Here is a 25,847-nt window from a genome sequence, read left to right as displayed (position 1 = left end):
AGGCGGCTCCGCCGGAGCGAAGCCGCTCGTTCGGATTAGAAATTGGCCTTGCTCATGCAGTTGGCGCGGCACTGCACCTGGTGCTGGGTGCGCTGCTGGCCCAAGTGGCCGCGTGCCTGGCTGCGCATAGCCGCAGCCGGCAGTGTCGGACGGCCGTTCAGGCCCAATGGGTTGGTGGCAAGGCGACCCGCAACTGGCAATTGCACACGGGAAGCAGCGCCCGTAGCAGCCGCTACGGGTTGGAGGGAATTAGCCCGGAAAATCATGGTAATAGAGAGTTGAACGCGCCCGGGCTCCACGGCCCGGCAAGCAGCGTCGGATGGTTGGATAAGCAGAAGCGGCGCGGCTGCCTGGCGGCACCCGTACCCGGTGGCCTCGTTTGGATTCGAACCGAACGCAACGAGGCCAACACTCAACTTATCCCCGACGGGGCGGCAACTCAATCTGGCCCCGGTAGCCAATGGGCACAGCCGCCACTCGGGCCGCCAATCGGGATTCAGAGGAAACAAAAACCGGCCGGGTAAACGCCACCCGCACCTCCGATAGGCAGTGCGTATCCAGCCCTTTGAAGGAGCTAAGCAGCAGCTGCAAAGGCAGGCGCTCGCCGGTTTTCTGCACCGTGTACTGCACGCCGTTGCAATCATCGAAACAGGCCAGGCGCAGGGTGTGCTTCAGCTGGCAGTCCTGGCTGTGCACATAGGCAAAAGGCCGGTCGATGGGCCGCACCGGACGCTCCACGAGGCCGGCTCCAACCACCAGCAGGTAGTTGAGCAGCAGCAGCAGCGTGAGGTATTGGCGAAGCATAAGCGAGGGAAGCAGCAAGCGAAACGAACTAAATCAACTGGCCGGTCGCAGTTCATATCTGCCAGCTACGAAAACTAGACGACTAATGGGTTGGCCGCCAGCAACTATTTCAGGTAAAAAAAACGCGCTCTACTGTCCAGTAAGCGGCTATGAGCCCGATGACCACCGACGCCGGCACCACCACCCGCTGCTTGTACCAGCTTTTGTTGGCTGCCCAGCGGCCCACCAAGGCCCAGCACAGCAGAATCACGCTTACCTGGCCCAGCTCCACGCCCACGTTGAAGGAAATGAGCGAGCCGAAATAGTCCTTCTGCGGCAGCCCCAGCCCCGTCAGCGCGCTCGCGAACCCCATGCCGTGCACTAGCCCGAAGCCAAACACAATGAGCAGCCGCCACGGGTTCAGCTTATCGGTGATGATATTTTCGATGGCCACAAACAGAATGGACAACGCAATAATGGGCTCAATAACGGCCGAAGGCGGTGAAATAAGCCCGTACATCGCCAGCCCCAGCGTGATGGAGTGCGCCACCGTGAAAGCGGTGGCCTGCATCAGCACTGGCTTGAGGCGGGGCTCCAGAATGTAGAGGCTGATGATGAACAGAATGTGGTCGAACCCCAGCGGAATGATGTGCGTGAAGCCCAACTGCAGGTAAGTCCAGAATATCTCCGTTCGCGAGAGCTTGCTCAGGTCCGTGTTGAGGACGTGCGCGGCGGCGGGCCGGGTCAGCAATAGCAACAACGGCAGCAGCGCCAGGGCGCGGCGCGGCAGCTTCCGCAACGGTATTCCGATGGTGTACATCTTAACGGGCCGCCAGCATCTTCTTGCCTTCCGCTTCCAGTTCCGGGTTGAGGTAAGGCGCAGTTTTCAGCGAATTTTCAATTAGCGCTTGGCCTTCAGCAGCCTTGCCCAGCTTGGAAAGAATCAGGCCGGCGCGGCACAGCAGCACGGGGTTCTTTGAGCCGGTGCGCCGGGCTACCTGCATGTACTTCTGGGCTTCGGCAAACTGGCTGCGCTTGTAGAGCACCCAGGCCATGGTTTCGTTCACGTCGATGTTATCAGGCCGGCGGGCGTACTCGATTTTGGCGTGCTCCAGCGCCTTGTCCAACTCGTTGGTTTTGAGGTAGGCATAGGCCAATTCGCGGTCGGCGTAGTGGCCCATCTGCTCGTTGTCATCGGCCTCCTTAGCAGCATTGGCCAGCATGCCGATGGATTCATCGGCCATCTTCTTGGCTTCATCGGGCTGGCCATTCAGGCGGTACAAGTCGGTCAACTCGTCCGAGAAGGCATAGTCCTTCACCGTGAAACGGGCTTGCTGATACAGCTTGATGGCCTTTGGGTAGTCTTTGCGGGCTGCTGCCATGCGGCCCAGGCCGGCCAGCGCGTAGGCATAGCCGGGACGGGCCAGTAGGGCCATCATATAGTAGGCGTGGGCGTGCGCTGTGTCGCCGCTCACTTCGTAAAGGTGGCCAAGCGCCACGCGGGTCCACTCCGTTTGCTCCAACCCGATGTAGCCGGCTTTGGCAGCCATATCCATGGCCACAATAGCGCCGGGCATGTCGCCGTAAATCTCGCGCAGGTAGCTGGCGCGGGCATACGCCGCTAGGTCGGGCCGGATGGCATTCATCTTGTCGGCCATTTTCACGGCCTCGTCGTAGTGGCCCATTTCCACGTTGGCATCGGTCAGCAGGCCGTAAACGAATCCGCTATTAGGGTTGATTTTTTGCGCCTGCTCGGCAATGCCCAGCCCTTGGGCAAAGTGATGTTGGGTGAGGCACAGCGAAGCCTTGCAGCACAGGGCCTCAAAGTTTTCAGGCTCTTTTTGCAGCACTTCTTCCAGCATCTCCATGGCGGCCCCATCATAATACGGATGGTCGCCGGTTACGCGGGCTTCCTGCATGTAGGCTTGGGCCAGCAGCAGGCGGCTTTTCTGGTCGGTGGGGTCGGTGCGCAGCTTGGCCAGCAGGCCCTCAATAGCGGATTTAGTGTTCAACCACTCGCCACCAGCGGCCAGGTCGCCGCGCCGGGCTTTTAGCTCCGGAAGACGGTGCTCGGGCTTTTTAAAGAAAAAGATGGCAGCGGCCATTAGGCCAAACACCACCAATAAGCTCGGGTATAGATACTTTTTCAAGACAGAAAAGATGAAAGGCGGAGGGAAATGGATTAGTGATTGATAGTTAATCTAAGGTTGTTCAGGAATTAAGAACAGCCGTCATCCTAAGTCTATCTGCTAGCCTGAGCTTGCAAACTGAAGCCCAGAACTCAGAAACAGAGTGCTTAAACAGCTTCTCCGTTACTTACGAGCTTTTAGCCCATACAGAAGACGCAACCAATCATTAATTACCAGCCGTTAATCATTAATAAAAAGCGCCGCCGCCAGTCCCAATGCGGGTCCAACGACGGCTCTTTTCAATCAGCGGTCAGCGCTACTTACTGGCGCTCGATGCGTACCGATTGCACCACGGTGGTGCCGTTGTAAAGCGTCGCAATGTACTGGCCGGGGGCCACGTCGCGGCCCGGCGTCCAGGCAATTTCGTTGGTACCAGCTGCGAAGGATTTATCCTTGGCCACAGTGGCTACTTTGCGGCCCGTTACGTCGCTGATTACAATGCTCATCGTGCCTTTGGTGGGCAATTCGAAGTGCAGCGTGGTGCGGTCCAGGAAGGGGTTCGGGTAGGCCTGGGCTACTGTCAGGTTGGGCGATAGGCCGAGGCTGGTGCGCTGCGACGTAACCGTACGCTGGGCGTTGGTGCCGCTCCAAGGCGTCTGCACATAAGGAAAGGCCGCACGGAACGTGGTGTCGTTGGCCGAGATGCCAGTGTTGAAGCTCAGCACGCGGCCCAGCTGGGTCGTTACGGGGCTCGTCGAAGTGGGCGTGTAGTCGTCGTACCACAGGCCAATGGCGGCCAGTACCACCCCGCCTACGGCTTGCAGTTCAATGCGGGTCACGTCGTCCTCCAAGCGGCGGCCGTTAGGGAAGCCGTCCATGTTCGGAATGTTCTGGATGGCGGTGCTGCCGTTGAAGCGGGTGTCCGTCAGACCCAGCACAGCAGCGGCCAGAAGGCCTTCCGAGCTGAAGTCGGCCGAGTTACGGGCCGTGGGCGGCACGGCCATGTTCAGGCGGAGCACGTCGCCACCAGGGTTGCTAGCCGAAGCGCCCACCAGCAGGAAGTTGTTGATGAAGGGCTTGCCAGCGGCCAGCGGGTTGCCATTTTTGCCGGCTGCCAATTGATAGGGAATAGCATTTGGCACCCCCGTATGGAAGATGGGCAGAATGTCGACCGAGCGGGGCTTGCCAGCGCGCAGCAGGTACGGGCCGTAGGTGTTGGCAGCCAGGGCTGTGCCGTTCAGCAGGGCATTTCCGGCCAGGCCGCTGAGGCCGGCACCGCCGTTGCGGAAGTCAAAACCGGGGAAGGTGGCACCACCGAGCAGGGCCTGACCAGCCAGCGACTTGGATTGGATACGCAACGGGCCCAGGCCGGGTACCGCCTCACCGTAGTAGGTTTGGCCAGCAGGCTTGGTAGTGTTTGCGGGGGCTACGGGCGTGTTATCGGCTACATACAGACCCAGCTCGGGGTTCGAGAGGTAGTCGTCGGTGGCAGCAACCTCGGCGTAAGGCGTAATGGCATTCCATGCATCTTTCGCCCCAATGGGGTTGATAACTTCGTTCAGCAGGGGCATGCCGATGCGCGACACTTGCACGTAGTTGCCCGAGTAGGTGGAAGCGGCGCCGGTAGCCGACAATACACGCGTGGAAGGACGGCTGGCCGAAGCCCACACGCCAATCACGTAGTCGCTGTCCAGGATGCTGGTGGTCGAAGACAGAGCCGCAGCACTGGCTTTTTTCAGCAGCGACACCGGAATTTGCATCGCAATGGCGTGGGTATTTTTCTTGGCCACGCCGTCGCGGGCCGCGCCGGGAGCGCGCACGCCGCCGAGGTCAAAAATGCCGCCCAGGTCCACGAAGAATGGGTCGTCGGTTGGGCCGCAGAAGATTTTAGTCCCATCGCCCAACGTCTGGATAGCGTTGGTCATTAACGTATTGTACGGAGTATTCAACCCAGCAGCCCCGGCAATAGAACGCGGGCCCACATTCGGCGGGGGAACAATGCCACCGGTTACGATGGGGGTGAACGCGCCACCGCCTACGCTCTTCTCGCAGGTGTAGGTGGTTTTCAGGTTTTGCTGGCCCAGCCGGATGTTGAAGAACGTGGTGGGGTCCTGGTTGGTCCGGGTGAAGGTGAAGCGGTAAGTGATGTCGTCACCCGTATTGCCTGCCGTACCGTTCTTGATATGGATTTCGTAGTGCACGTTTTCACCAAACGTGTTGTAGTTCGGGCCGCCCTGGGGCAGCTCCAACGGAATGTAGTTGGCGATAATCGTGACCGTAGCGTTGGCGTCGTTGTTCGGCGCATCGGGGCTGCGGAAGGCGTACAGGTCGGTGTTGTCGGCCAACGGGTCGTCGGCAATAAGCGGGGCTTCGCGGTGACTGGAGGCCTCTAAGGTGTTATGCTGGCCACTCCAGGCGAGCATTCCTCCTATGGCCGTGGCTACTAGCGCGGCTGGCAGAAGGGGTCGAGTAAGCAGGTTTTTCATGAAAAAGCTAAAAAGGGATGGGTGAAAAAAGAAAGAAATACAGCGCCCGAACACCTGCCGTATAAGGCCGGATAATTTGGATTCCCAAATAGTTAAGCGTGTTAGTATTGTTCTTACGTGCTCAGCAATCGTTTCGGATTGAAAAATCCTCCGTTTTCGCAAATAAAATTTCGGGTTTTACCAGCGCCTTATTCTGGAACCTATATCATTTCCAGCCCCGGCAGGTTTAGACCCTACTTTTGCACTTCGCCAGTCGGCGTCATTTTATCAATTTTTTGAGCCAACGGCTGCGCCGGGCTCCTCTACATATGGCTACAGTCGCTATCAACCTGGCCACCGGAACATTTCAACAGGAAGAAATCATTGTCGGCATCGACCTCGGCACCACCAACAGCCTCGTGGCCTATGTGCATCCCGACTCGCGCCAGCCCTTGGCCATCAACGACCAGGGCCGCGGCAGCATCGTGCCCTCCGTGGTGCACTTCCCAGCCGATGGCCACGACCCCGTGGTGGGCAACGAAGCCCGCGAATTTCTCCTCACCGACCCGCAGCGTACCATCTACTCGGTGAAACGCCTGCTGGGCAAAAGCTACCGTGACCTCGGCCAGCATGCCAGCCAGCTCGGCTATAAGGTCATCGATGACAATTCGGAAGGCCTGGTAAAAATCCGGGTTGAAGACCGGTTCTACTCCCCCATCGAGCTGTCGGCCGACATTCTGAAGGAGTTGCGCGCCCGCGCCGAGCATGCTCTCAAAACCCCCGTTAACCGGGCCGTCATCACCGTACCAGCCTACTTCAACGATTCGCAACGTCAGGCCACCCGCGACGCCGGCCGCCTCGCCGGCCTCGAAGTGCTGCGCATTGTAAACGAGCCCACCGCTGCGGCCCTGGCCTACGGCATCGGCCTCGACCCCAGCGAAGAAAAAACCGTGGCCGTATACGACCTCGGCGGTGGCACCTTCGATGTTAGTATCCTGCGCATTCAGCAAGGCATTTTTGAAGTACTGAGCACCAACGGCGACACTTACCTGGGCGGCGATGATTTCGACCGCGCCGTGGTAGACCACTGGACGGCCACTTTCGGCCTACCCGAGGCCTTCCATACTAACCCGCAGTTACAGCAGCAGCTGCGCCTGGCTGCCGAAATGGCCAAGCGCTACCTCAGCCAGCACGACGACTTCACCACCCAACTTACCGACGCAGCGGGCCAGAACACCACTGTCACACTCACCCGCGCGCAGTTCAACGCCCTTATTGGCCCGCTGGTGGACCGCACCATCACCGCCTGCCGTCAGGCCGTGGCCGATGCGAAGCTGATAACTGACAGCGAGCAACTGGCAACGAAACTCGATGCCGTGCTGCTAGTAGGTGGCTCTACCCGCGTGCCGCTGGTGTACGATGCCGTGTCGGAATTCTTCGGCCAGCCCGCCAACAACTCGCTCAATCCCGACGAGGTGGTGGCGCTGGGCGCCGCTATTCAGGCCGATATCTTGGCTGGCAACCGGCGCGATGTGCTGCTGTTGGACGTAACGCCGCTGACGCTGGGCATCGAAACGTTGGGCGGGCTGCTGGACCCCATTATCCCGCGCAACTCGAAGATTCCGACTAAAGCCGGCCGCCAGTACACCACCAGCGTCGACGGTCAGGTTAACCTGAAAATTGCCGTGTACCAGGGTGAGCGTGACCTTGTGAGCCAGAACCGGAAGCTGGGCGAGTTCGTGCTCAGCGGCATTCCAGCCATGCCCGCCGGTTTGCCCAAGGTAGATGTCAATTTCCTACTCAACGCCGACGGTATTCTGAAGGTGGAGGCCATTGAGCTGCGCTCTAACACGCGCCAACAAGTCGAAATCAAGCCGCAATACGGCCTGACCGATGAGCAGGTGGAGCAAATGCTGATGGATTCGCTGGTTAATGCCAAGGAAGACGTGGCCGCTCGCCTGCTCATTGAGGCCCGCACCGCCGCCGAGCAGCTTTTGTATCAGGTCACGAACTTCACGCGCAAAAACCGCCAACACCTCACCAAGCAAGAACTGACGGCCACTGAAGCCCAGGTAGAGCAAGTACGAACCGCCCTCACCGGCACCGAACGCGACCCCATTCTGAAAGCCATGGACGAGTTGGACGAGCTAACCCGCCCCTACGCCGAACGGGTAATGAACATATCGATTCAACAGGCTATGGCCGGCAAGAAAATCGAGTAAGCTCCACTCTATCGGCACAACGAGGCACAAAGCTCATTTTGTACCCCAGAAAAAGTCCTCAAAAGCCCACCCAGGAAATCCTGGGTGGGCTTTTTGCAACATCGTTATCAAGTAGCTGCACAGAACTGAATCTATTGAACACCATAGTGTGCGTTCCTAGTTATACCCCGAGGGCAATACTAGTTTCAATCAAATTGCATTGGTATTGCATGCAACATACCTCGGCGGCGCTTAGCATGATTGCCTTTTGTGCGATGCTGTTTTTGCTCTAGTCAACACTTATTTGCGGAGCGGCTTCGCAGCAGGCGCTGCTATGGCTCTTTTACCAGGCGTGGCCATATTGCGTAGGCCGAAGCCCAGCACCGCCCGCGTCGTTGTATCTCGAAAAGTAACCTCCAGCAGCTCCGATGGAGTTTTCAGGCTCGAATCAGCTGCGAAAGCAAAGCTGTAGAACAGCCTCGAACTGCCCCGCTCCCCCAGTCGCATACCGAGCTTATACAGTTCAATGACTTTGCCATGACGCTGCCCGCTTTTCCAGATAGGCCGCGCCTGAGCTTCAAAGCGCCCCAAGCTGATGGATTGCCGCACTTCAGGAGCCAGCCGACTGTAGGCCGATTGGTAGTTGCCGTGTAAAACTGCATTTAGAAACTGCCAGGCGGCCTGGCCCTGCGCCGGCCGGCTGCCAGCGTGGCCGCCTAACCTACCCGCATTCGTGCTTAGCCCAATGCCGCCCACTATCACCGCCAGCATACCCCAACGAATCATTGCTTGCATGGCCTAAAAATAAGCGGGGGCGGCTGGCCGGGCGCTGTGCCCAACCTGCCGCCCCCGCTCCAGTACCGCAGTGGTGCTGGCCGAAGTCGCTCAATTAATCAATCACTACACGGCGGGTTACACTCATATCCTTGCCGGTAAGGCGCAGGGTGTACACGCCGGTAGCCAGGCCCTGCGTGGATAGCTCGGCTTGGTTGGCACGGCCAGCACTCAGTTGCATGTTCTGCGTGAGCACGCGCTGACCCAGCGCATTGTAGAGCTCCACCACGGCTGCGTTGGTCGTACCGGCACCGCTTAGCTGCACTCGCAGGGCGTTGCCACCAGCTACCGGGTTGGGCACTACAGCCACGGTATAGCCTGCAGTCTGGTCGCGGCTGGCCAAGCCCTGCGTTACGGTCACCGCCAGCGAGGCGATGTTATTGTTCTCATTGGTTTCTGATACCACGTTGGCCGGGTCCGCCACAAATAGCACGTAGTACGGGCCGGGCGTCACGTTGGCGGGCACAGGGGCCACCAGCTGACGGTTGGCGTCAAGGTTCACGCCCAGGGCTGTGCCGGAGCTGGTGCCCAATAGTCGGTCACTGGCATCCAGCGTCTGATTGGTCGAGAGGTAATAGCCCACGGCCGAGCTGGCCGCCGGACCACCGCCTTGGTTGGCAATGGTTGCGCTCAACGACAAGCTGCCCCCCGCCGGCACCGACGATGGCGAAGCACCAATCTGCGTCAACAGCAAGTCGGACAACGGTGCGGCGACGCAGTTTACCGTGGCGTCAAAACCAGCGGCTGTGTAGTAAGTGCTGGTGAATTGCACCGTGAGGGCACCAGCCGTGTTGGTCGCTGTCAGGGGCAGCGGAATCTGGTTGCCGGTATAGCTACCCAACAGCGGAGCATTGGTGCTCGTGCCGTCGTAGATGCGCACGTAGTCGTAGCCGCTTGTTGTTGAAAACGAGTTGAAGGTGAGCTGTACCATGGCCCCGGTGGTGGCCGGCAAAATGGTCAGCGAACCGCTGGAATACGTGCTGTAGGCATTGTAGCCACCATTATCGTAGATAGTAGCCGAGCAGGTAGTGATGGTAGAAGAACCGGTATACGGCACAATGGTACCCGTGAAGGGTCCCAGTACCGTCAGCGGTAGAGCCGACACGTTATTGTTCTCGTTCGTTTCCGCTACGGCATTGGTGGGGTCAGCCACAAACAGCACATAGTAGTTACCGGCCGTCGTACCTGTCGGAATCAAAAGGTTGCCGAGACGGTACGACGTCTGGCTAGCAGGCAAAGAAAAGCCAGAAGCCGTGCTGAGCAGCACATCGCTGGCATCCAGCGTCTGGTTGGTCGAGAGGTAGAAGCCAACGTTGCTGCTGGCGGCCGTAGTATTGCCCGCGTTCTGAATGTAGCAGTTACCGCTGAGGGTAAAACCTGGCGTTACAGTCGTGGTCGACAGATAAGGCTGCTGAATCTGGAGGTCAATGCCTGGAGCAATCACCAACAGCGGAGCACTGGCTACGTTATTGCTTTCATTGGTCTCGGTCACTACGCTGGACGGGTCGGCTACAAACAGCACATAGTAGTTGCCGGGTGCAGTGCTCGTCGGAACCAGTGGGCTGTCGCTCCGGTAAGTGTACTGGCCGGCACCAAGTGAGGAACCGACCGTAGTCCGCAACAGTACGTCGCTGGCGTCCAGCGTCTGGTTGGTCGAGAGGTAATAACCAATCGTGCTGCTGGCCGCCGTCGAGTTGCCCAGGTTTTGAATGTAGCAATACGTTGACAGTGTGCTGCCTGGGGCCACCGAAGTAGGAGTCAGATAAGGCTGGGTGATGGTCAGGTCAACTCCGGGCGCTACCAGCACCAGCGCAGTACTCACTACGTTATTGTTCTCGTTGGTTTCAGTCACGGCATTGGCCGGGTCGGCCACGAACAGCATGTAGTAGCTACCGGGGGCGGTGCCAACAGGAATCGGCACGTTGTCGTAGCGCGATATGTACTGGTTAGCCGCCAGGGTGCCACCAGGACTGGTCAGCAGTAGCACGTCGCTGGCATCCAGCGTCTGGTTGGTCGAGAGGTAGTACCCGAGCGTGCTGCTTGGAGCCGTCGAGTTACCCAGATTTTGCATATAGCTGCTCGCCGCAACGGTGTTGCCCGGCGCGCTCGAATAAGGCGTGACGTAGGCCTGCGAAGGCATCAGGTCGATGCCGGGTGCTACGACTTGCAGCGAAGCCGTTGCAATGTTGTTGGTCTCAACCGTTTCCGTTACTTGGTTCAGATGGTCGGCCACAAACAAGATGTAGTAGTTGCCCACAGCCGTACCGGTCGGGATGGTTAGGGTAGTGTAGCGCGAGGCGTAGCCGCCGCCGTACAGCGAGCCGGTAGTGTTGCCCAGCAGCACGTCGCTGGCATCCAGCGTCTGGTTGGTCGAGAGATAGTAGCCTACCGTAGCAGTATTGGCCAGCGCGTTGCCCTGGTTGTAGAGATAGCACGAGGCCGCCGTAGTTCCACCCGGTGCCGTGACGGTTGGTGTCAGGTAAGGAGTTTGGATAGTCAGGTCGATAGTAGCTGCCAGTACTGTGAGTGCTACGCTGCGCACGTTGTTGGTTTCGCTGGTTTCGGTCACGGCATTGGCCGGGTCAGCCACAAACAGGACGTAGTAGTTACCAGCCGCTGTGCCCACGGGTATCACGGGATACACCGACCGGTAGCTGCCCAGGTTAGCCGACAACGAGGAACCAGTCGACGTATTCAGCAGCACGTCGGCAGCATCAAACGTTTGGTTTGTGGAGAGATAAAAGCCTACCGTGCTGCTGTTGGCCAGCATGTTGCCTTGGTTGAAGATGGTGCAGGTGGCCTGAACCGAGTTGCCAGCTACTGTCGAGCTCGGGTACAGGTACTCCTGCTGAATCACGAGGTCAACCCCGGGAGGTGACACCGTAAAGCTGACCGCCGATACATTGTTCGTCTCATTCGTTTCGCCCACCTGGTTCTGGTAGTCAGCTACGAACAGGATGTAGTAAGTGCCTGGTGCCGTGCCTGTGGGCACCGCTGCCGTGCCGTAGCGCGACTGCGTATAGTTCGGATACAGCGCCGCGCCATACTGCGAGGTCAGGAGCTGGTCGGCAGCGTCCAGGGTGGCATCGGTCGAGAAGTAGAAGCCTACGCTGCTGCTGTTGGCCATAGCGTTACCTTGGTTGTCAATGTAGCAGCTCATGCTCAACGGCGTACCAGGGGCGATATTCTGCGGAGTTACTGTAGCCTGCTGAATGGTCAGGTCGATGCTCGGTGGCGTCACGGTTAGGTTTACCGTTGCCACGTTATTGTTCTCATTGCTTTCCGAAACCTGGTTCTGGTAGTCGGCCACAAACAGCACGTAGTAGTTGCCCGCCGCCGTACCTACTGGCACCGTTAGGTTGGCATAGCGTGACGAAGACTGGCTCACGGGCAGCGCGTAGCCAATGGCACTACCTAGGAGCTGGTCCGTTGCATCCAATACCGCATCGGTCGACAAATAGAACCCGACCGAGCTGCTGCTCGCAGTAGCACCCGATAAGTTGTAGATGTAGCAACTGGCCGACGTGCTACCGCCCGCCACCACGCTCAACGGCGACAGGTAAGCGCTTTGCACCGTTAAGTCGGCCTGCGCCTGAGGTGGCACCGTGGTTACGCAGCCAATGGTGGCCGCAAAGCCATTGAATTGCCCCACGCCGTCGGAAGTCAATTGTACCGTCAGCGCCCCTGAGGCCGTGGTGCCATACACCGTGGTCGGCGGAGTACTGGAATCGTACGTGCCAATCAGCGGCGCACTGGTGCTGGTGCCATCGTAAATAGAAACCCGGTCGTAGTACGTCTCTACAGCAAACGTGGTAAACTGCAGTCGCACCTTGTTGCCTGCTGTAGCAGGCAAAATGGTGGTAGCGCCACTGGCATAGGTCGAATAGGAGCCATTCGCGCCCCCATCATCATACAGCGTGCCCGCGCAGGTGGTAATGGTGTTACTACCCGAAAGGGGCAGCGAATAAGACTGGGCATGTACCGCCACCGGGCTGGCAATTCCGGCCAGCAACAGTAGTCTCCAAAGCCCGGTAAGCAGCCGCGAAGCGGCAGGGTAGTAGTGCTTCATACAAATAAGAAGAGAAATGAAAAAATGATGAAATGAATGAATATTAAGGCAGCAAGAATCCGGCCGCTGTCGAACAGTGGTTGCAGCAACTCCCTATAAACGCTACTCAGCGGTGGCAGGCACCAGCACGAAAACGTCCTCTCCGGGGCGTTTCATCAGGTATTTTTCCCGGGCAAATTTCTCCAGCAGCGCCGGTGAACTCATCAGCTCAGCGCGGTCCTTCTTCACCACCTCAATATTGTCGAGGTAGTACTGCTTCTCATTGCGCAGGTCCTGCCATTTGCGATAAATGTCGAACTGCTTGCCCAAATCGTTTGCATCGAATACCAGCATCCAGACCAGAAAGCCCATACCAGTAAGGAAATAAAAACTGCGGGCAACCCGGAATACCGGGTTAATGAAGGACGGTAGATTCATTGCGGGATAAAGGTAATACAAACGGCCAATTCCACATAATGCGGAATCGGCCGTTTGGCAACCTAACTACGTGACTTATTACATCTTCTTGCCAGGGAAGTAGGCCACCTCGCCCAACTCTTCCTCTATGCGGAGCAACTGGTTGTACTTAGCCATCCGGTCCGAGCGGGAAGCCGAGCCCGTCTTAATCTGACCAGTATTCAAAGCCACGGCCAAATCAGCAATCGTGCTGTCCTCAGTTTCGCCCGAGCGGTGGCTCATCACCGACTTATAGCCATTGCGGCGGCCCAGGTTCACCGCATTGATGGTTTCAGTCAGCGTGCCGATTTGGTTTACCTTGATGAGGATGGCATTGGCAATACCCTCATCAATGCCGCGCTGCAGGCGGTCCACGTTGGTCACGAACAAGTCGTCGCCCACCAATTGGGTTTGTTTGCCCACGCGCTCCGTCAAGGATTTCCAGCCGCTCCAGTCGTCCTCGTCCATGCCATCCTCCAAGCTGATGATGGGGTATTTCTTAACCCAATCGGCCCAGTAGTCCACCATTTGGCTCGAAGTCAGCTTGTCGCCGGTGCTCTTCTTGAAATGGTATACCCCATCCTCATAAAACTCCGACACAGCTGCGTCCATGGCAATAAACACGTCCTCGCCAGGGCGGTAGCCGGCCGTTTCAATGGCCTGCAACACAATCTTAATGGCGTCCTCGTTCGACTTAATGTTGGGAGCAAAGCCACCTTCATCCCCTACGTTCGTGCTGAAGCCTTGCTTTTTCAATACGTTCTTCAAGTGGTGGAAAATCTCCGTGCCCCAACGCAGTGCCTCCGAGAAAGAAGAAGCGCCTGTGGGCATAATCATGAACTCCTGGAAATCGATGGAGTTGTCGGCGTGCGAGCCGCCGTTCAGGATGTTCATCATTGGCACCGGGAGCGTGGCCGCCCCCACCCCACCTACGTAGCGGTAGAGCGGCATACCAGCATCCTGCGCGGCAGCGCGGGCGGCGGCTAGGCTCACACCCAGAATGGCATTGGCACCCAAATTAGCCTTGTTGGGCGTGCCGTCCATTTCCAGCATAATCTTGTCGAGTAGTGCCTGCTCGTACACTGAGAAGCCTACCAGTTCTTCCGCAATGCGAGAATTTACATTCTCTACAGCTTTCAGCACGCCTTTGCCCATGTACATGGATTTATCGTCGTCCCGCAGCTCTACCGCTTCGTGTTTACCAGTGCTAGCGCCTGAAGGCACAGCGGCGCGGCCTACTACACCGGAGTCAAGCGTGACGTCAACTTCTACCGTCGGATTACCGCGGGAATCAAAAATCTGGCGAGCGTGAATTTGCGAGATGAAGCTCATAGCAAGTCGTTTTGTAAACAGTTAAATATGCTGCAAACGTACGCGAATCAGCCGGCATAAGCACGCTAACGATATTAAAAGAACATTTCGTAGCGCCTTACCACAGTTTGCGCTAACGATTGAATCGGCTCAAATAGGCAATCTGATTTGCTCTTGTTCCCCTAAAATTTTCGAACAAAAAAAGGGACGCCCCTCACGGAGCGTCCCTTTCAACTTTGCAGCAACTGTTACGAATTAAGCACCAGCTTCGTCAGCCTTAGCTTCTTCGCGGCTCTCGCCGTCTTTTACAGTTTCGGTAGCCGTGTCAGCCGGAGCCGACTGCTCAACTACAGCGGCGGGAGCTACAGCTTCGCCGGTTACTTCGGTAGCCGAAGTAGGAGCGTCACCAGCAGCCTTTTTACCACCACGACGCGAACGACGGGTAGTGCCAGCCGCAGCTTTGTCAGCAGCAGCCTGCTTCGACTCAATCAGGGTCTCGTTGAAGTCCACCAACTCGATGATGCACATCTCGGCGTTGTCGCCCAGACGGGTATCGCTCAGCTTCAGGATGCGGGTATAGCCACCGGGACGGTTAGCAATTTTGCCCGAAATGTTGCCAAACAACTCCTTAATCGACTCTTTGTCCTGCAGAGCGGCGAATACCATACGACGCGAGTGCGTCGTGTCTTCCTTCGACTTGGTCAGCATCGGCTCCACGTACTTGCGCAGGGCTTTGGCTTTGGCCACAGTCGTCGTCAGACGCTTGTGCAGGATGAGCGACGAAGCCATGTTCGACAACATGGCGTGGCGGTGGGCGGTAGTCCGGCCCAGGTGGTTGATTTTTCTTCCGTGACGCATCGGTCGTTTGAAAAAATGTGTGCTTGCGGGCGGCGACCACGGCGGGCCTCAAGGCCTCATTAGAACCGCTGCCCCTGGGGCACACTGGTGAAATAGTAAATGGATAAAAAAGAAGATGTGCTAACCCGCCAGACAAGTCCAGCCAATCAGCACATCCGGTATTCTAACTACTAGTCCTCGTCCAGGCGATACTTGCCCAGGTCCATACCGAACTCCAAACCACGTTCTTCCACGAGGTTTTCCAGTTCGGTCAGGCTTTTCTTGCCGAAGTTGCGGAACTTCATCATGTCGGCAATTTCGAGCTGCACCAATTCGCCCATCGTTTTGATGTCAGCAGCCTTGAGGCAGTTCTTAGCGCGTACGCTGAGCTCCATGTCCTCCAGTGGAGTCTTGAGCATCTTGCGCATCTGCATGGTTTCCTCATCAATCGGCTCGTCTTCGGTCACACGCGGGCCCTCGAGGGTCATCGTGTTGTCCGAGAACAGCATGAAGTGCTGAATGAGGATGTTGGCCGCACCTTTCAGCGCGTCCTCCGGGTGAATCGAACCGTCGGTCTGAATCTCGATAACGAGCTTCTCGTAGTCGGTCTTCTGCTCCACGCGGGTGTTCTCGATGCTGTACTTCACGTTCTTGATGGGCGTGTAGATAGCGTCGATGGCAATCTGACCGAAAACCTGGTCAGCCGGCTTGTTCTCGTCGGCGGGCACGTAGCCACGGCCACGGGCAATCGTCAGCTCCAACTCCAGCTCCACGCTGGGGTCGAGGTGGGCAATCACGTGGTCGGGGTTCAGTACTTCGAAACCGCTGGCGAACTTGGCAATATCAGCGCCCGAGAAGGTATCCTGGCCTTTCACGCGCACCGTAATTTTATCCGAGATGGCGTCGCTCACTTTCTTGAAGCGGACCATCTTCAGGTTCAGGATGATTTCGGACATGTCCTCAATCACCCCTTCGATGGTCGAAAACTCGTGCAGCACGCTGTTGGTGCGCACCGACGTGATGGCGAAACCCTCCAGCGACGACAACAGAATGCGACGCAGCGCATTGCCGATGGTGACGCCGTAGCCCTTCTCGAGCGGCTTAAATTCAAACGTCCCGGTGAAGTCGTCGGATTTCTCCATCACCACTTTCTCCGGCATCTGAAAAGCTAAGATTGACATATGTGGGGCGTAAAAAATTAGAAAAAAATTGGTGAAGTATAAGCACAAGTGCGGCCCGACAAACTGCCGGGCCGCTACCAGTAGCGTTATTTACTTCGAATACAGTTCGACGATGAGCTGTTCGGTGATTTTCTCCGGAATCAGCTCACGGGCGGGGGCGTTGAGGAACTTGCCAGCCAACTCCTTGCCGTCCCACTCCAGCCACGAGAACTGGCGCGAGTTGCGAACCGACAGGCTCGTGGTGATGGCTTCCAGCGACTTCGACTTCTCACGCACGGCCACAATGTCGCCGGGACGGAGGTGGTACGAAGGGATGTTCACCACTTCACCGTTCACGGTGATGTGCTTGTGACCTACGAGCTGGCGAGCAGCGCGACGCGTCGAGGCAATGCCCAAACGGTACACGGCGTTGTCCAGACGGGCTTCCAGCAATGCGAGCAGGTTGTCGCCGGTGATGCCGGGCAGTGCTGCTGCTTTGTGGAACAGGTTTTCGAATTGCTTCTCCAACATGCCGTACATGTACTTCACCTTCTGCTTCTCCATCAGCTGGACAGCGTACTCCGACTGCTTCTTGCGACGGCCGCGGCCGTGCTGGCCCGGAGGATAGGCTTTCTTGTTGAGCGCTTTGCTCGGGCCGAAAATCGGCTCGTTGAAGCGACGGGCAATTTTTGAGGTAGGGCCGGTATAACGTGCCATTGTAATCTAATTTCTGAAGTGGAAAACTAAACGCGACGACGCTTGGGGGGGCGGCAGCCGTTGTGCGGCAGCGGCGTTACGTCGCGGATGGTGGTCACCTCAATGCCCACGTTGCCGAGGGCGCGGATGGCCGACTCACGGCCCGAGCCTGGACCTTTCACGAATACTTCGGCTTTGCGCATGCCCAGGTCGTGGGCCACTTTGCCGCAGTCGCTCATCGCCATTTGAGCGGCGTAAGGCGTGTTTTTCTTCGAACCACGGAAGCCCATTTTGCCGGCCGAAGCCCACGAAATAACTTGACCGTTGTTGTTGGTGATGGAGATGATGATGTTGTTGAACGAGGCACGGATGTGTACCTGGCCCACCTGCTCCACCACGACAACGCGCTTCTTGGCTTTGTCTTTTCTTTTTTGTGCCATTTGGTTATCGCAAAAAATGCGGGAGGTGTTGGCGCTGGCTGCGCGAGTAGGATACTCGCCAGAGCCAGCGCCGATTCCCGGTTAAGTTTATTTCGTTGCCTTCTTCTTGCCGGCCACCGTTTTGCGCTTGCCCTTGCGGGTACGCGAGTTGTTCTTGGTGCGCTGACCACGAACCGGCAGACCTTTGCGGTGACGCAGACCACGGTAGCAGCCGATGTCCATCAAACGCTTGATGTTCGTCGTTACTTCCGAGCGCAGCACGCCTTCGGTCTTGTGTTCGGCGGCAATAATGGCACGGACAGCACCCGACTCCTCGTCGGTCCAGTCCTTCACCTTCTTATTGACGTCGACGCCAGCTTTTACCAGAATCTTGCTGGCGTTGCTCCGGCCAATGCCGAAAATGTAAGTCAGCGAGATTTCGCCGCGCTTGTTGTCCGGGATATCAACCCCTGCGATACGAGCCATTGTGTGTGGTTATGTGTTTGCGGACAGAAACCCGGCAACTACTTGGAAGGCGGGCCGAAGGCTAGTAACCAACGACTCAGTACCCAAGGTTCCGGGGTTCTAAAAATTTGAATTAACCCTGACGCTGCTTAAAGCGCGGGTTCTTCTTGTTGATGACGTAGAGCTTGCCATTACGGCGGACCAGTTTGCAGTCCACGCTACGCTTTTTCACCGAGGTTTTTACTTTCATGACCTGTGAAGGGAAACGGGTTTATTTATAACGATACTTAATCCGGCCCTTCGACAAGTCGTAGGGCGACATTTCCAGCTTCACCTTGTCGCCGGGCAGAATCTTGATGTAGTGCATCCGCATCTTGCCCGAAATGTGGGCAATCAGCTGGTGACCATTCTCCAGCTCCACGCGGAACATGGCGTTGGAGAGGGCTTCCAGGATGGTTCCGTCCTGCTCAATCGAGGCTTGTTTTGCCATAAGGGCTACTGCTGCAATGCTTTTTCGATGTATTCAAAGGAGGTGAGAATCTCCGCCTTTTCTTTTCTAACTACTACGGTGTGCTCGAAGTGCGCCGAGGGCTTGCGGTCCTTGGTGCGGATGGTCCAGCCATCCGCCTCTTGCACCACGTCCTTCTTGCCCAGGTTTATCATCGGCTCAATGGCGATGACCAATCCCGTTTGCAAGAGCGGCCCGGAACCCCGCTTGCCGTAGTTCGGCACATCGGGGCTTTCGTGCAGCTTCGCGCCAACTCCGTGGCCAACTAACTCCCGCACCACCCCGTAGCCCAAGGGGCCAACGTGGTTCTGGATAGCGTAGCTGATGTCGCCCACGCGGTTGCCGCTCACGGCTTGTTCGATGCCTTTGTACAGCGCCGCTTTCGTTTCCTTGAGCAGCGTGAGCACTTCCGGCGCCACCTCCCCAATTGGGTAGGTGTAGGCACTATCTGAATGGTAGCCATTCAGCAACACCCCGCAATCCACCGAGATGATGTCGCCGCTTTTCAGCGGCTCGTCGGTGGCGAACCCGTGCACCACCACCGCATTCGGCGAGAGGCACAGGCTGTAGGGGAAATCGTATAAACCTTTGAAAGAAGGTATTCCACCGTTGTCTCGGATGAATTCCTCCGCGCGCTTATCAAGCTGCCGCGTTGTCACTCCTTCCTTGATAAGACTCGCGACTTCGCCGTGAGCCCGGGCTAGCAGTTGGCCGCTCGCCCGCATGAGGTCAATCTCTTCTTCGGTTTTGTATTGTATCGGACCTTTTGCCATTGCGTAATTACGAGGCGATGGAAATGGGTTGGGCCGTGCGACCGCGCAGCTTACCCGATTTCATCATGCCGTCGTAGTGCTGCATCAACAAGTAGCTCTGCACCTGGTTCACCGTGTCGAGCACCACACCCACCATAATGATGAGCGACGTGCCGCCATAGAAAGCCGAGAACGGACGGGTTACGCCCAGCAACAAAGCCAACGCGGGGAAGATGGCGATGAGGGCCAGCGCCACGGCACCCGGCAGGGTGATGCGCGTCAGGATTTCATCGATGTATTCCGAGGTATCGCGGCCAGGCTTTACACCGGGTACGAAACCACCGCTCCGCTTCAGGTCATCGGCAATCTGGTTAGGGTTAACGCTGATGGCCGTGTAGAAGTAAGTGAAGATGATAATCAGCAGGCCGAAGGTCAGATTGTACTGCCACGAGGTGTAGTCCGAAAACTTCACGCCGATGTAGCTGGCGGTATCGCTCTGGTTCTGCCATACCGACGCCACAATGGCGGGGACGAACATCAGCGACTGGGCGAAGATGATGGGCATTACACCGGCAGCATTCACCTTGAGAGGAATGAACTGACGCTGGGCGTCCAGTTGCGTAGTGCCACCTACTTGCTTAGCGTACTGCACCGCGATGCGGCGAACCGCTTGCGTGAGCACGATAACGGCCATCACCACGAGGAACAGCACCACCATTTCCAGCAGGAAGATGAGGGATTTGTTGACGCCTTTGGCAGCAGCCTCACCGATGATGGCACCGGGGAGACGCGACACGATACCAATCATGATAATCATGGAGATACCGTTGCCGATGCCTTTATCCGTGATTTTCTCGCCCAGCCACATGCAGAACAACGTACCGGCCGTGATGATAATCATGGTCGAAACGGTGAAGAACGTGCCGGGGTTGATGATAGCCTCCGCGTTAATCGTGGCGATGAAGCCGACCGATTGGGCCAATACAATCGGAATCGTGAGAACCCGGGTGTACTGGTTGATTTTCTTACGTCCCGACTCGCCTTCCTTCTGGAGTTTCTGGAAGTAGGGCACGGCGATGGTGAGCAACTGCAACACAATCGACGCCGAGATGTACGGCATGATGCCCAGCGCGAAGATGGACGCGTGGCTGAATGCGCCGCCGAGCAGCGTATCCAGAATGCCAAACAAGCCTTGGGCGCCGGTCTTGAGTTGCGTGGGGTCAACGCCCGGCAACACCACGTAAACGCCTAGGCGATAGATGGCAATGAAGAAAAGCGTATTGAGGATTCGCGTACGCAAATCCTCAATCGCAAAAATGTTTTTTATCGACTCGATAAACTTATTCATTGCCGAAGGTAGCTATTAGAGCGTTACCGCTTTGCCGCCAGCTTTCTCGATGGCTTCAACAGCCGATTTCGAGAAGGCGTGAGCATGAACTTCAACAGCAGTGGCGATTTCGCCGCGGCCGAGAACTTTGATTTTGGCGTTTTTCGAAACCAGACCGGCGGCCACGAAGTAAGCGGCATCCAAGGTGGTAGCGCTGTTCTTCTCGAGAAGGCCAGCGAGCACATCGAGGTTGATGGCTTTGTACTCGACGCGGTTGATGTTCGTGAAGCCGAACTTAGGCACACGGCGCTGGAGGGGCATCTGGCCACCTTCAAAGCCGGACTTGCGCTTGTAGCCCGAACGCGACTTGGCGCCTTTGTGACCACGGGTCGACGTGCCACCGCGCGTGGAGCCTTCGCCCCGGCCAATCCGCTTCTCGTTTTTAGTCGAGCCGTAGGCGGGCGATAGATTGCTGAGATTAAGCATGACGATAATAGTCTTACAGTTCGGTTACTTGGAGCAGGTGCTGCACGCTCTTCACCATGCCCAAGATGGACGGGTTCGATTCGTGGGTAGCGGTGCTGTTGAGTTTGTTCAGGCCGAGGGACTGAACGGTGCGCTTCTGACGCTCGGGGCGGTCAATGGCGCTGCGCACGAGCTTTACTTGAATTTGTGCCATGTCAATTAACCGTTAAAAACGCGGGCCAAAGAAATACCACGGGCTTGAGCGATTTGCAACGGGTCGCGCATTTTGGCGAGGGCTGCAAACGTAGCTTTTACCACGTTGTGAGGGTTCGACGAGCCTTTCGACTTCGCCAGCACATCCTTGATACCGGCGCTCTCGAACACAGCGCGCATAGCACCGCCGGCGATTACACCCGTACCGGCAGCAGCCGGCTGGATGAGCACGAAACCACCGCCGTAGCGGCCTTCCATGAGGTGAGGAACGGTGTGCTTGTACATCGGCACTTTCACCACGTTCTTCTTGGCGTCGTCAATGCCTTTGGCAATGGCGTCGGTTACTTCGTTGGCTTTGCCGAGGCCGTAGCCTACGTTGCCGTTGCCGTCGCCTACTACCACGATGGCAGAGAAGCTAAAGCGGCGACCGCCTTTCACCACCTTCGCTACGCGGTTGATGGCTACTACTTTTTCTTTGAAGTCGGAGTCAGCACCCATGCGGGAGTTATCCTTGTTCCGGTCGCGGTCGTTGCTGCGCTGACGGTCTCCGCCAGGACGATTGTTGTCGCGTTCTTGCGCCATGATAGTTTAGAAATTGAGGCCGCCTTCGCGAGCACCTTCAGCCAATGATTTTACGCGACCGTGGTAGAGGTAACCCGAGCGGTCGAACACCACTTTCGTGATGCCTTTCTCCTGGGCTACGGCGGCGAGCTGCCGGCCTACGGCAGCGGCCAGGGCCACACCGTTACCACCTTCGGCGGTTACTTTTTTCGACGTAGCGGCAGCCAGGGTGCGGCCGGTCGTGTCGTCGATAATCTGAGCATAAATGCCCGTGTTGCTGCGGAACACCGACAGGCGCGGACGCTCCGTGGTACCGGACACTTTCGTGCGGATGATGCGCTGAATCCGCTTGCGGCGAGTTGCTTTATCAAATGCCATGATGCGAATTTATTTAGAGGCCGTTTTACCAGCTTTGCGACGGATAATCTCGCCCACGAAGCGCACACCTTTGCCTTTGTAGGGCTCCACTTTGCGCAGCGAACGAATTTTGGCGGCCACCTGGCCCAGCAGCTGATTGTCGATGCTGTTCAGCGTAACAATCGGGTTCTTACCCTTTTCGGTTACGGCGGTAGCGGATACTTCGCCGGGGAGGGCGATGTACACGTTGTGCGAGTAGCCAAGGGCCAGTTCCAGCGTGCTGCCCACGAGCGAGGCTTTGTAACCTACGCCAACCAGCTCGAGTTTCTTCTCGAAACCAGCGCTAACGCCGGTCACCATGTTGTTGATGAGCGAGCGGTAGAGGCCGTGCATGGCCTTGTGGCGCTTCTGCTCGGTGGGACGGGTTACGGTGAGGGTACCGTCTTCCACAGCTACGGTGATGTCGCGGTCTACTTGCGTAGTGAGCGAGCCTTTGGGGCCTTTCACCGTCACCGCGTTGTTGTTGTCGACCGAAATAGCGACCCCAGCGGGGACGGAAATCGGCAGTTTACCAATACGTGACATAATTGAATTTGCTAAAGCGGTTCCGGACTAGTACACGTAGCACAGCACCTCGCCGCCCACGTTCTCGGTTTTGCACTCCTTTTCGGTCATCACACCTTTCGAGGTCGAGATGATGGCCACACCCAAGCCGCTGAGGACGCGGGGCAGGTTGTCGGCGGCCACGTACTGACGCAAACCGGGCGTCGAAACGCGCTGCAGCTTGGTGATGGCGGGGGCCTTCGTGGTGGGGTTGTACTTCAGGGCGATTTTGATGGTGCCCTGAACCGACGAATCATCAAAACGGTACGACTGGATGTAACCTTTGTGGTACAGCACTTTCGTGATTTCCTTTTTGATGTTGCTGGCCGGGATTTCTACCACCCGGTGGTTCGCCTTGATGGCGTTGCGTACCCGGGTCAGGTAGTCGGCAATTGGGTCAGTGTTCATTATTTATTAAATACGTCCGCTTTTTTCGGAGCGCAAAGATAAGAAAATTTCGCCGGGTGCCCAACGGGACCAACGAAATTTCGGTTAAGACTACTTGGCACGCCCGGCGACGGTACGGCCAATGGTTTCTTTTGGCAACCTGCCAAATGGTTTCGAGGCAAGCCTCAGGTTTTGGGAGTGCAAAGGTAGCGGGAAACCTGACACTTATGCAAGCACACCAACAAAACTTCTTGTAAATGCAGGGGCTGCACAATGTAGGGGCGGGGCTTGCCCCCGCCCGTCGTTGAACGATTCAGACGCGAGTCGTTTAACGTCCGGGCGGGGGCAAGCCCCACCCCTACTCGTTCAGATGCTTGAGGATGGCAATTACGTCCTCGTCGCCATGCGCAGCTTCCGCCTCCTGGAAGGTCTGGTGCACTACGTTGGCTAGCGGGGTATTCGAGCCTTCGGCTTTAGCCAGGCGCAAGTCTTTGGCGAGGAGCTTGAGGGCGAAAGCGGCCTGGTAGTTCTCGTTGAGAATAGCGTCGCCCTTGAGGTTGATGAAGACGCTGGCGAGGGCGCTGCTTTTGATGAGTTCGAGCAAGTCGACCGTTTGCAGCCCGTGCTTCTGGGCGAAGAGCACGGCTTCGGCCAAGCCCTGGGCCTGGAAGCCGAGCAGCGTATTCATGGCGAGCTTGGCATTGTTGCCTGCGCTGGTGGTGCCCACGCGCAGAGCCAGCTTGCCGAGGTGCGCGAACAAGGGTTCGGCTTGCTGGAAAGCGCCTTCTTCGCCACCGACCATAATGGCGAGCTGGCCGCTTTCGGCCTGCTTCACGCTACCAGAGACGGGAGCATCTAGGTAAGCGTGGCCTTTGCCGCGGCTTAGCTCGGCCATCTCCTGGCTGACACCGGGCGAGACGGTGCTCATGTTGATGATGAGCTTGCCGGTAGCAGAGGATTGCAGCAAGCCCTGCTCCCCGGTGAATAGCTCCCGGATGGCTTGGTCATCCGACACCATGAGGAAGACGGCTTGCGCGGCATCGAGCACGGCGGCGGGGGTGGGCGCGACAGTGGCCCCCTCGGCGCGCAGAGCTTCGGCTTTGGCGGGGCTGCGGTTGTAGGCGGTGACGGGGAGGCCGGCGGCGAGCAGGCGGCGGGCCATGGGCGTGCCCATGTTGCCTAGGCCAATCCAGCCGGTGGTGATTGGTGATTTCATGATAGGTGGTGAGGAGTGGATAACGTGAGCCAGCGCGGGGGCTGGCGTAGGCTATAACGGCAAATGAGGTTGCTCCGAATACCGGAACAACCCCATTTGTTTCACTTACTCCAATTTTCTGATGGTCTGCGATGCGAGGTGCGGTTACTCGATGGGCCGAAACAGCCGGCTCCAGCGGATTTTGTGCCAGAAGTCACCATTTGGGTCCATTGAGAGCCAGATGAGGACGGCTTTGCCCACGATATGGTCTTCGGGCACGAAACCCCAGAAGCGCGAGTCTTCGGAGTTGTGGCGGTTGTCGCCCATCATGAAGTAGTAGTTCTGCTTGATGGTGTAGCTGGTCAGGGGTTGGCCGTTTTGCTGTATCATGCCATCCTGCCAAGTGATGCCGGCGTTGTGCTCGTATTGCGACACGATTTTGTAGTACATCGCGGCGTTGGCGGGCGTGAGGGTGATGGTCTGGCCGTGTTTGGGCACGGGCAGCGGGCCGTAGTCGTCGAGCTGCCAGCGGCAGGGGGTGGCACTGGCGGCCTGCGATACGTCGAAGTCGGCCACGTCGGGGAATAGCTGCACGGGATACTGCACCACCTCCAGCGACTTAGTGTAGGGCTGCCGGCGGAAGTATGCGGCCACCTCGGCCGGGCAGCTGATGACGAAGCCGGGCTTGCCCGTTTCGGGGTTGACGATGGCGCGGGGCACGCCGTCGGGCTCGCGGTAGTCGACCACGCCCTGCGCGTGCAGTGCCGCCACGATTTCATCGTTGGGCGCGGGCACTTCCAAGAAGTAAGTGGTTTGGGGACGGCCGGCTACTGCGCCGGGTTGGCCGTTGAGGAACACTTGGCCGCTGCGAATGCTCAGCGTATCGCCGGCTACGGCGATGCAGCGCTTGATGAGGTTGGTGCGCACATCGGCGGGGCGCTGCTGCTCATGGGGCACGTGGAACACCACTACGTCGTTGCGCTGCACCGAACTGAAGCCTGGGAAGCGGTAGGTGGGCAGCTTGATGAGGTCGGAGTAGCTCTGCGGGCCGTGCTACCACAGGGTTTGATGCGTGAGGGGCACTTGCAGCGGGGTTTGGGGCGTGATGGGGCCGTAGTGCAGCTTGCTCACCATGAGGTAGTCGCCTACCAGCAGCGTGCCCTCCATGCTTTCGGAGGGAATGGTGTAGGCCTCTACCGCCGACCAGCGCAACAGCGTGGCGGCCACAACGGCGAAAATGAGCGAGTCGGCCCACTCGCGGGTTTTGGTTTTCGGCGGCTTGGGTGGGGTGTTGGCGGTGATGGGTTTGCGGCGAAAAAAGGCCATAGAACAGGAAATAAGGGTGAAAGAGACAGTACTAAGCTTTCCGCTTTTGACCGGAAAGCTGCCGGGCTAAACGCCTTGTAACCGCGGCTAGTATGGCGGCCGGACATCCACTCTTATTGTTCCGCTTTTCTGCTTACTATTGACCCGCCTCTGGGCAACGTCGCCCACGGTTTATCTATCCCTATTCCTCATGGCAAAAACGTCCACCAAGCTCTTCAGCCGCAAGTTCCGCAACTGGTTGCTGCACCTCGTCATCTCTCGCCAGGATTTGATTATCTATCCCTATTCCTCATGGCAAAAACGTCCACCAAGCTCTTCAGCCGCAAGTTCCGCAACTGGTTGCTGCACC

27 protein-coding genes and 1 pseudogene are annotated in these 25,847 nt (G+C 57.6%); 1 reads left to right on the top strand and 27 read right to left on the bottom strand.

Going from position 1 to position 25,847, the window contains the following annotated elements; translation table 11 throughout:
* Window positions 1–35: 35 nt before the first annotated feature.
* The 5 genes from J4E00_RS25375 to J4E00_RS25355 form a co-directional block, all read right to left on the bottom strand.
* Window positions 36–266, bottom strand: coding sequence for a hypothetical protein (locus J4E00_RS25375; protein ID WP_208178148.1), 231 nt, complete (start codon window positions 264–266; stop codon window positions 36–38).
* A gap of 151 nt (window positions 267–417) precedes the next feature.
* The gene (locus J4E00_RS25370; protein ID WP_208178147.1) at window positions 418–804 is read right to left on the bottom strand and encodes a hypothetical protein; all 387 of its coding nucleotides are present in this window, start codon (window positions 802–804) and stop codon (window positions 418–420) included.
* A gap of 109 nt (window positions 805–913) precedes the next feature.
* Window positions 914–1,603 carry a HupE/UreJ family protein gene (locus tag J4E00_RS25365; protein WP_236050147.1) on the bottom strand — a complete coding sequence of 230 codons (690 nt, stop codon included), beginning with the start codon at window positions 1,601–1,603 and terminating at the stop codon, window positions 914–916.
* Between the two features lies 1 nt (window position 1,604).
* On the bottom strand, window positions 1,605–2,933 hold the full coding sequence (locus J4E00_RS25360) for a transposase (protein ID WP_208178146.1): 1,329 nt from the start codon (window positions 2,931–2,933) through the stop codon (window positions 1,605–1,607).
* A 299-nt stretch (window positions 2,934–3,232) separates the two neighbouring features.
* Window positions 3,233–5,398 (bottom strand): DUF4331 family protein, encoded by a 2,166-nt coding sequence (locus J4E00_RS25355; protein WP_208178145.1) that lies wholly within the window; start codon window positions 5,396–5,398, stop codon window positions 3,233–3,235.
* 308 nt (window positions 5,399–5,706) lie between these two features.
* Between J4E00_RS25355 and hscA the strand changes: the two genes are divergently transcribed.
* Window positions 5,707–7,599, top strand: a complete 1,893-nt coding sequence (gene hscA / locus J4E00_RS25350) for a Fe-S protein assembly chaperone HscA (RefSeq protein WP_208178144.1) — start codon at window positions 5,707–5,709, stop codon at window positions 7,597–7,599.
* A 279-nt stretch (window positions 7,600–7,878) separates the two neighbouring features.
* On the opposite strand, the gene J4E00_RS25345 is transcribed toward hscA, so the two are convergent.
* The 22 genes and pseudogenes from J4E00_RS25345 to lepB (J4E00_RS30105) form a co-directional block, all read right to left on the bottom strand.
* Window positions 7,879–8,364 (bottom strand): hypothetical protein, encoded by a 486-nt coding sequence (locus J4E00_RS25345; protein ID WP_208178143.1) that lies wholly within the window; start codon window positions 8,362–8,364, stop codon window positions 7,879–7,881.
* 103 nt (window positions 8,365–8,467) lie between these two features.
* The gene (locus J4E00_RS25340) at window positions 8,468–12,481 is read right to left on the bottom strand and encodes a CARDB domain-containing protein (protein WP_208178142.1); all 4,014 of its coding nucleotides are present in this window, start codon (window positions 12,479–12,481) and stop codon (window positions 8,468–8,470) included.
* Between the two features lie 102 nt (window positions 12,482–12,583).
* Window positions 12,584–12,832: an FtsB family cell division protein gene (locus J4E00_RS25335; protein WP_236050146.1), complete on the bottom strand. Its 249-nt coding sequence runs from the start codon at window positions 12,830–12,832 to the stop codon at window positions 12,584–12,586.
* 144 nt (window positions 12,833–12,976) lie between these two features.
* Window positions 12,977–14,248 (bottom strand): phosphopyruvate hydratase, encoded by a 1,272-nt coding sequence (gene eno / locus J4E00_RS25330; RefSeq protein WP_208178140.1) that lies wholly within the window; start codon window positions 14,246–14,248, stop codon window positions 12,977–12,979.
* 234 nt (window positions 14,249–14,482) lie between these two features.
* Window positions 14,483–15,085 (bottom strand): 50S ribosomal protein L17, encoded by a 603-nt coding sequence (rplQ, locus tag J4E00_RS25325; protein WP_208178139.1) that lies wholly within the window; start codon window positions 15,083–15,085, stop codon window positions 14,483–14,485.
* A 170-nt stretch (window positions 15,086–15,255) separates the two neighbouring features.
* Window positions 15,256–16,245: a DNA-directed RNA polymerase subunit alpha gene (locus J4E00_RS25320; protein ID WP_198067467.1), complete on the bottom strand. Its 990-nt coding sequence runs from the start codon at window positions 16,243–16,245 to the stop codon at window positions 15,256–15,258.
* Between the two features lie 90 nt (window positions 16,246–16,335).
* Window positions 16,336–16,941 carry a 30S ribosomal protein S4 gene (gene rpsD, locus J4E00_RS25315; protein WP_196291021.1) on the bottom strand — a complete coding sequence of 202 codons (606 nt, stop codon included), beginning with the start codon at window positions 16,939–16,941 and terminating at the stop codon, window positions 16,336–16,338.
* Between the two features lie 26 nt (window positions 16,942–16,967).
* Complete coding sequence (rpsK, locus tag J4E00_RS25310; protein ID WP_035567868.1) at window positions 16,968–17,360, bottom strand: 30S ribosomal protein S11; 393 nt, start codon at window positions 17,358–17,360, stop codon at window positions 16,968–16,970.
* 87 nt (window positions 17,361–17,447) lie between these two features.
* A complete protein-coding gene (gene rpsM / locus J4E00_RS25305) occupies window positions 17,448–17,825 on the bottom strand; it encodes a 30S ribosomal protein S13 (protein WP_196291020.1) in 378 nt (125 codons plus the stop codon).
* 112 nt (window positions 17,826–17,937) lie between these two features.
* Complete coding sequence (gene rpmJ, locus J4E00_RS25300; protein WP_046246595.1) at window positions 17,938–18,054, bottom strand: 50S ribosomal protein L36; 117 nt, start codon at window positions 18,052–18,054, stop codon at window positions 17,938–17,940.
* Window positions 18,055–18,075: 21 nt separating this feature from the next.
* Window positions 18,076–18,294: a translation initiation factor IF-1 gene (gene infA / locus J4E00_RS25295; protein ID WP_035567874.1), complete on the bottom strand. Its 219-nt coding sequence runs from the start codon at window positions 18,292–18,294 to the stop codon at window positions 18,076–18,078.
* Window positions 18,295–18,299: 5 nt separating this feature from the next.
* On the bottom strand, window positions 18,300–19,085 hold the full coding sequence (gene map, locus J4E00_RS25290; protein ID WP_198076175.1) for a type I methionyl aminopeptidase: 786 nt from the start codon (window positions 19,083–19,085) through the stop codon (window positions 18,300–18,302).
* 7 nt (window positions 19,086–19,092) lie between these two features.
* The gene (gene secY / locus J4E00_RS25285; protein ID WP_198067464.1) at window positions 19,093–20,412 is read right to left on the bottom strand and encodes a preprotein translocase subunit SecY; all 1,320 of its coding nucleotides are present in this window, start codon (window positions 20,410–20,412) and stop codon (window positions 19,093–19,095) included.
* A gap of 15 nt (window positions 20,413–20,427) precedes the next feature.
* A complete protein-coding gene (gene rplO, locus J4E00_RS25280) occupies window positions 20,428–20,877 on the bottom strand; it encodes a 50S ribosomal protein L15 (RefSeq protein ID WP_196291018.1) in 450 nt (149 codons plus the stop codon).
* A 13-nt stretch (window positions 20,878–20,890) separates the two neighbouring features.
* Complete coding sequence (rpmD, locus tag J4E00_RS25275) at window positions 20,891–21,070, bottom strand: 50S ribosomal protein L30 (protein WP_190925707.1); 180 nt, start codon at window positions 21,068–21,070, stop codon at window positions 20,891–20,893.
* Between the two features lie 5 nt (window positions 21,071–21,075).
* On the bottom strand, window positions 21,076–21,651 hold the full coding sequence (rpsE, locus tag J4E00_RS25270) for a 30S ribosomal protein S5 (protein ID WP_051719164.1): 576 nt from the start codon (window positions 21,649–21,651) through the stop codon (window positions 21,076–21,078).
* A 6-nt stretch (window positions 21,652–21,657) separates the two neighbouring features.
* Window positions 21,658–22,008 (bottom strand): 50S ribosomal protein L18, encoded by a 351-nt coding sequence (gene rplR / locus J4E00_RS25265; RefSeq protein ID WP_188561971.1) that lies wholly within the window; start codon window positions 22,006–22,008, stop codon window positions 21,658–21,660.
* Between the two features lie 9 nt (window positions 22,009–22,017).
* Window positions 22,018–22,572, bottom strand: a complete 555-nt coding sequence (gene rplF, locus J4E00_RS25260; protein ID WP_208178138.1) for a 50S ribosomal protein L6 — start codon at window positions 22,570–22,572, stop codon at window positions 22,018–22,020.
* A 27-nt stretch (window positions 22,573–22,599) separates the two neighbouring features.
* Complete coding sequence (gene rpsH / locus J4E00_RS25255; protein ID WP_068191741.1) at window positions 22,600–22,998, bottom strand: 30S ribosomal protein S8; 399 nt, start codon at window positions 22,996–22,998, stop codon at window positions 22,600–22,602.
* A gap of 337 nt (window positions 22,999–23,335) precedes the next feature.
* On the bottom strand, window positions 23,336–24,193 hold the full coding sequence (locus J4E00_RS25250) for an NAD(P)-dependent oxidoreductase (protein ID WP_208178137.1): 858 nt from the start codon (window positions 24,191–24,193) through the stop codon (window positions 23,336–23,338).
* A gap of 144 nt (window positions 24,194–24,337) precedes the next feature.
* Window positions 24,338–24,562, bottom strand: coding sequence for a signal peptidase I (gene lepB, locus J4E00_RS30110; RefSeq protein WP_317196671.1), 225 nt, complete (start codon window positions 24,560–24,562; stop codon window positions 24,338–24,340).
* 456 nt (window positions 24,563–25,018) lie between these two features.
* Window positions 25,019–25,498 (bottom strand): annotated as a pseudogene (gene lepB / locus J4E00_RS30105) (signal peptidase I); the annotation flags it as partial.
* Between the last annotated feature and the right edge of the window lie 349 nt (window positions 25,499–25,847).

The organism is Hymenobacter negativus, assembly GCF_017571495.1.
In the GTDB taxonomy this organism is placed as follows: domain Bacteria; phylum Bacteroidota; class Bacteroidia; order Cytophagales; family Hymenobacteraceae; genus Hymenobacter; species Hymenobacter negativus.
Note: the sequence above shows the minus strand (reverse complement) of the source record. Positions and strands in the feature narration are given on the sequence as shown.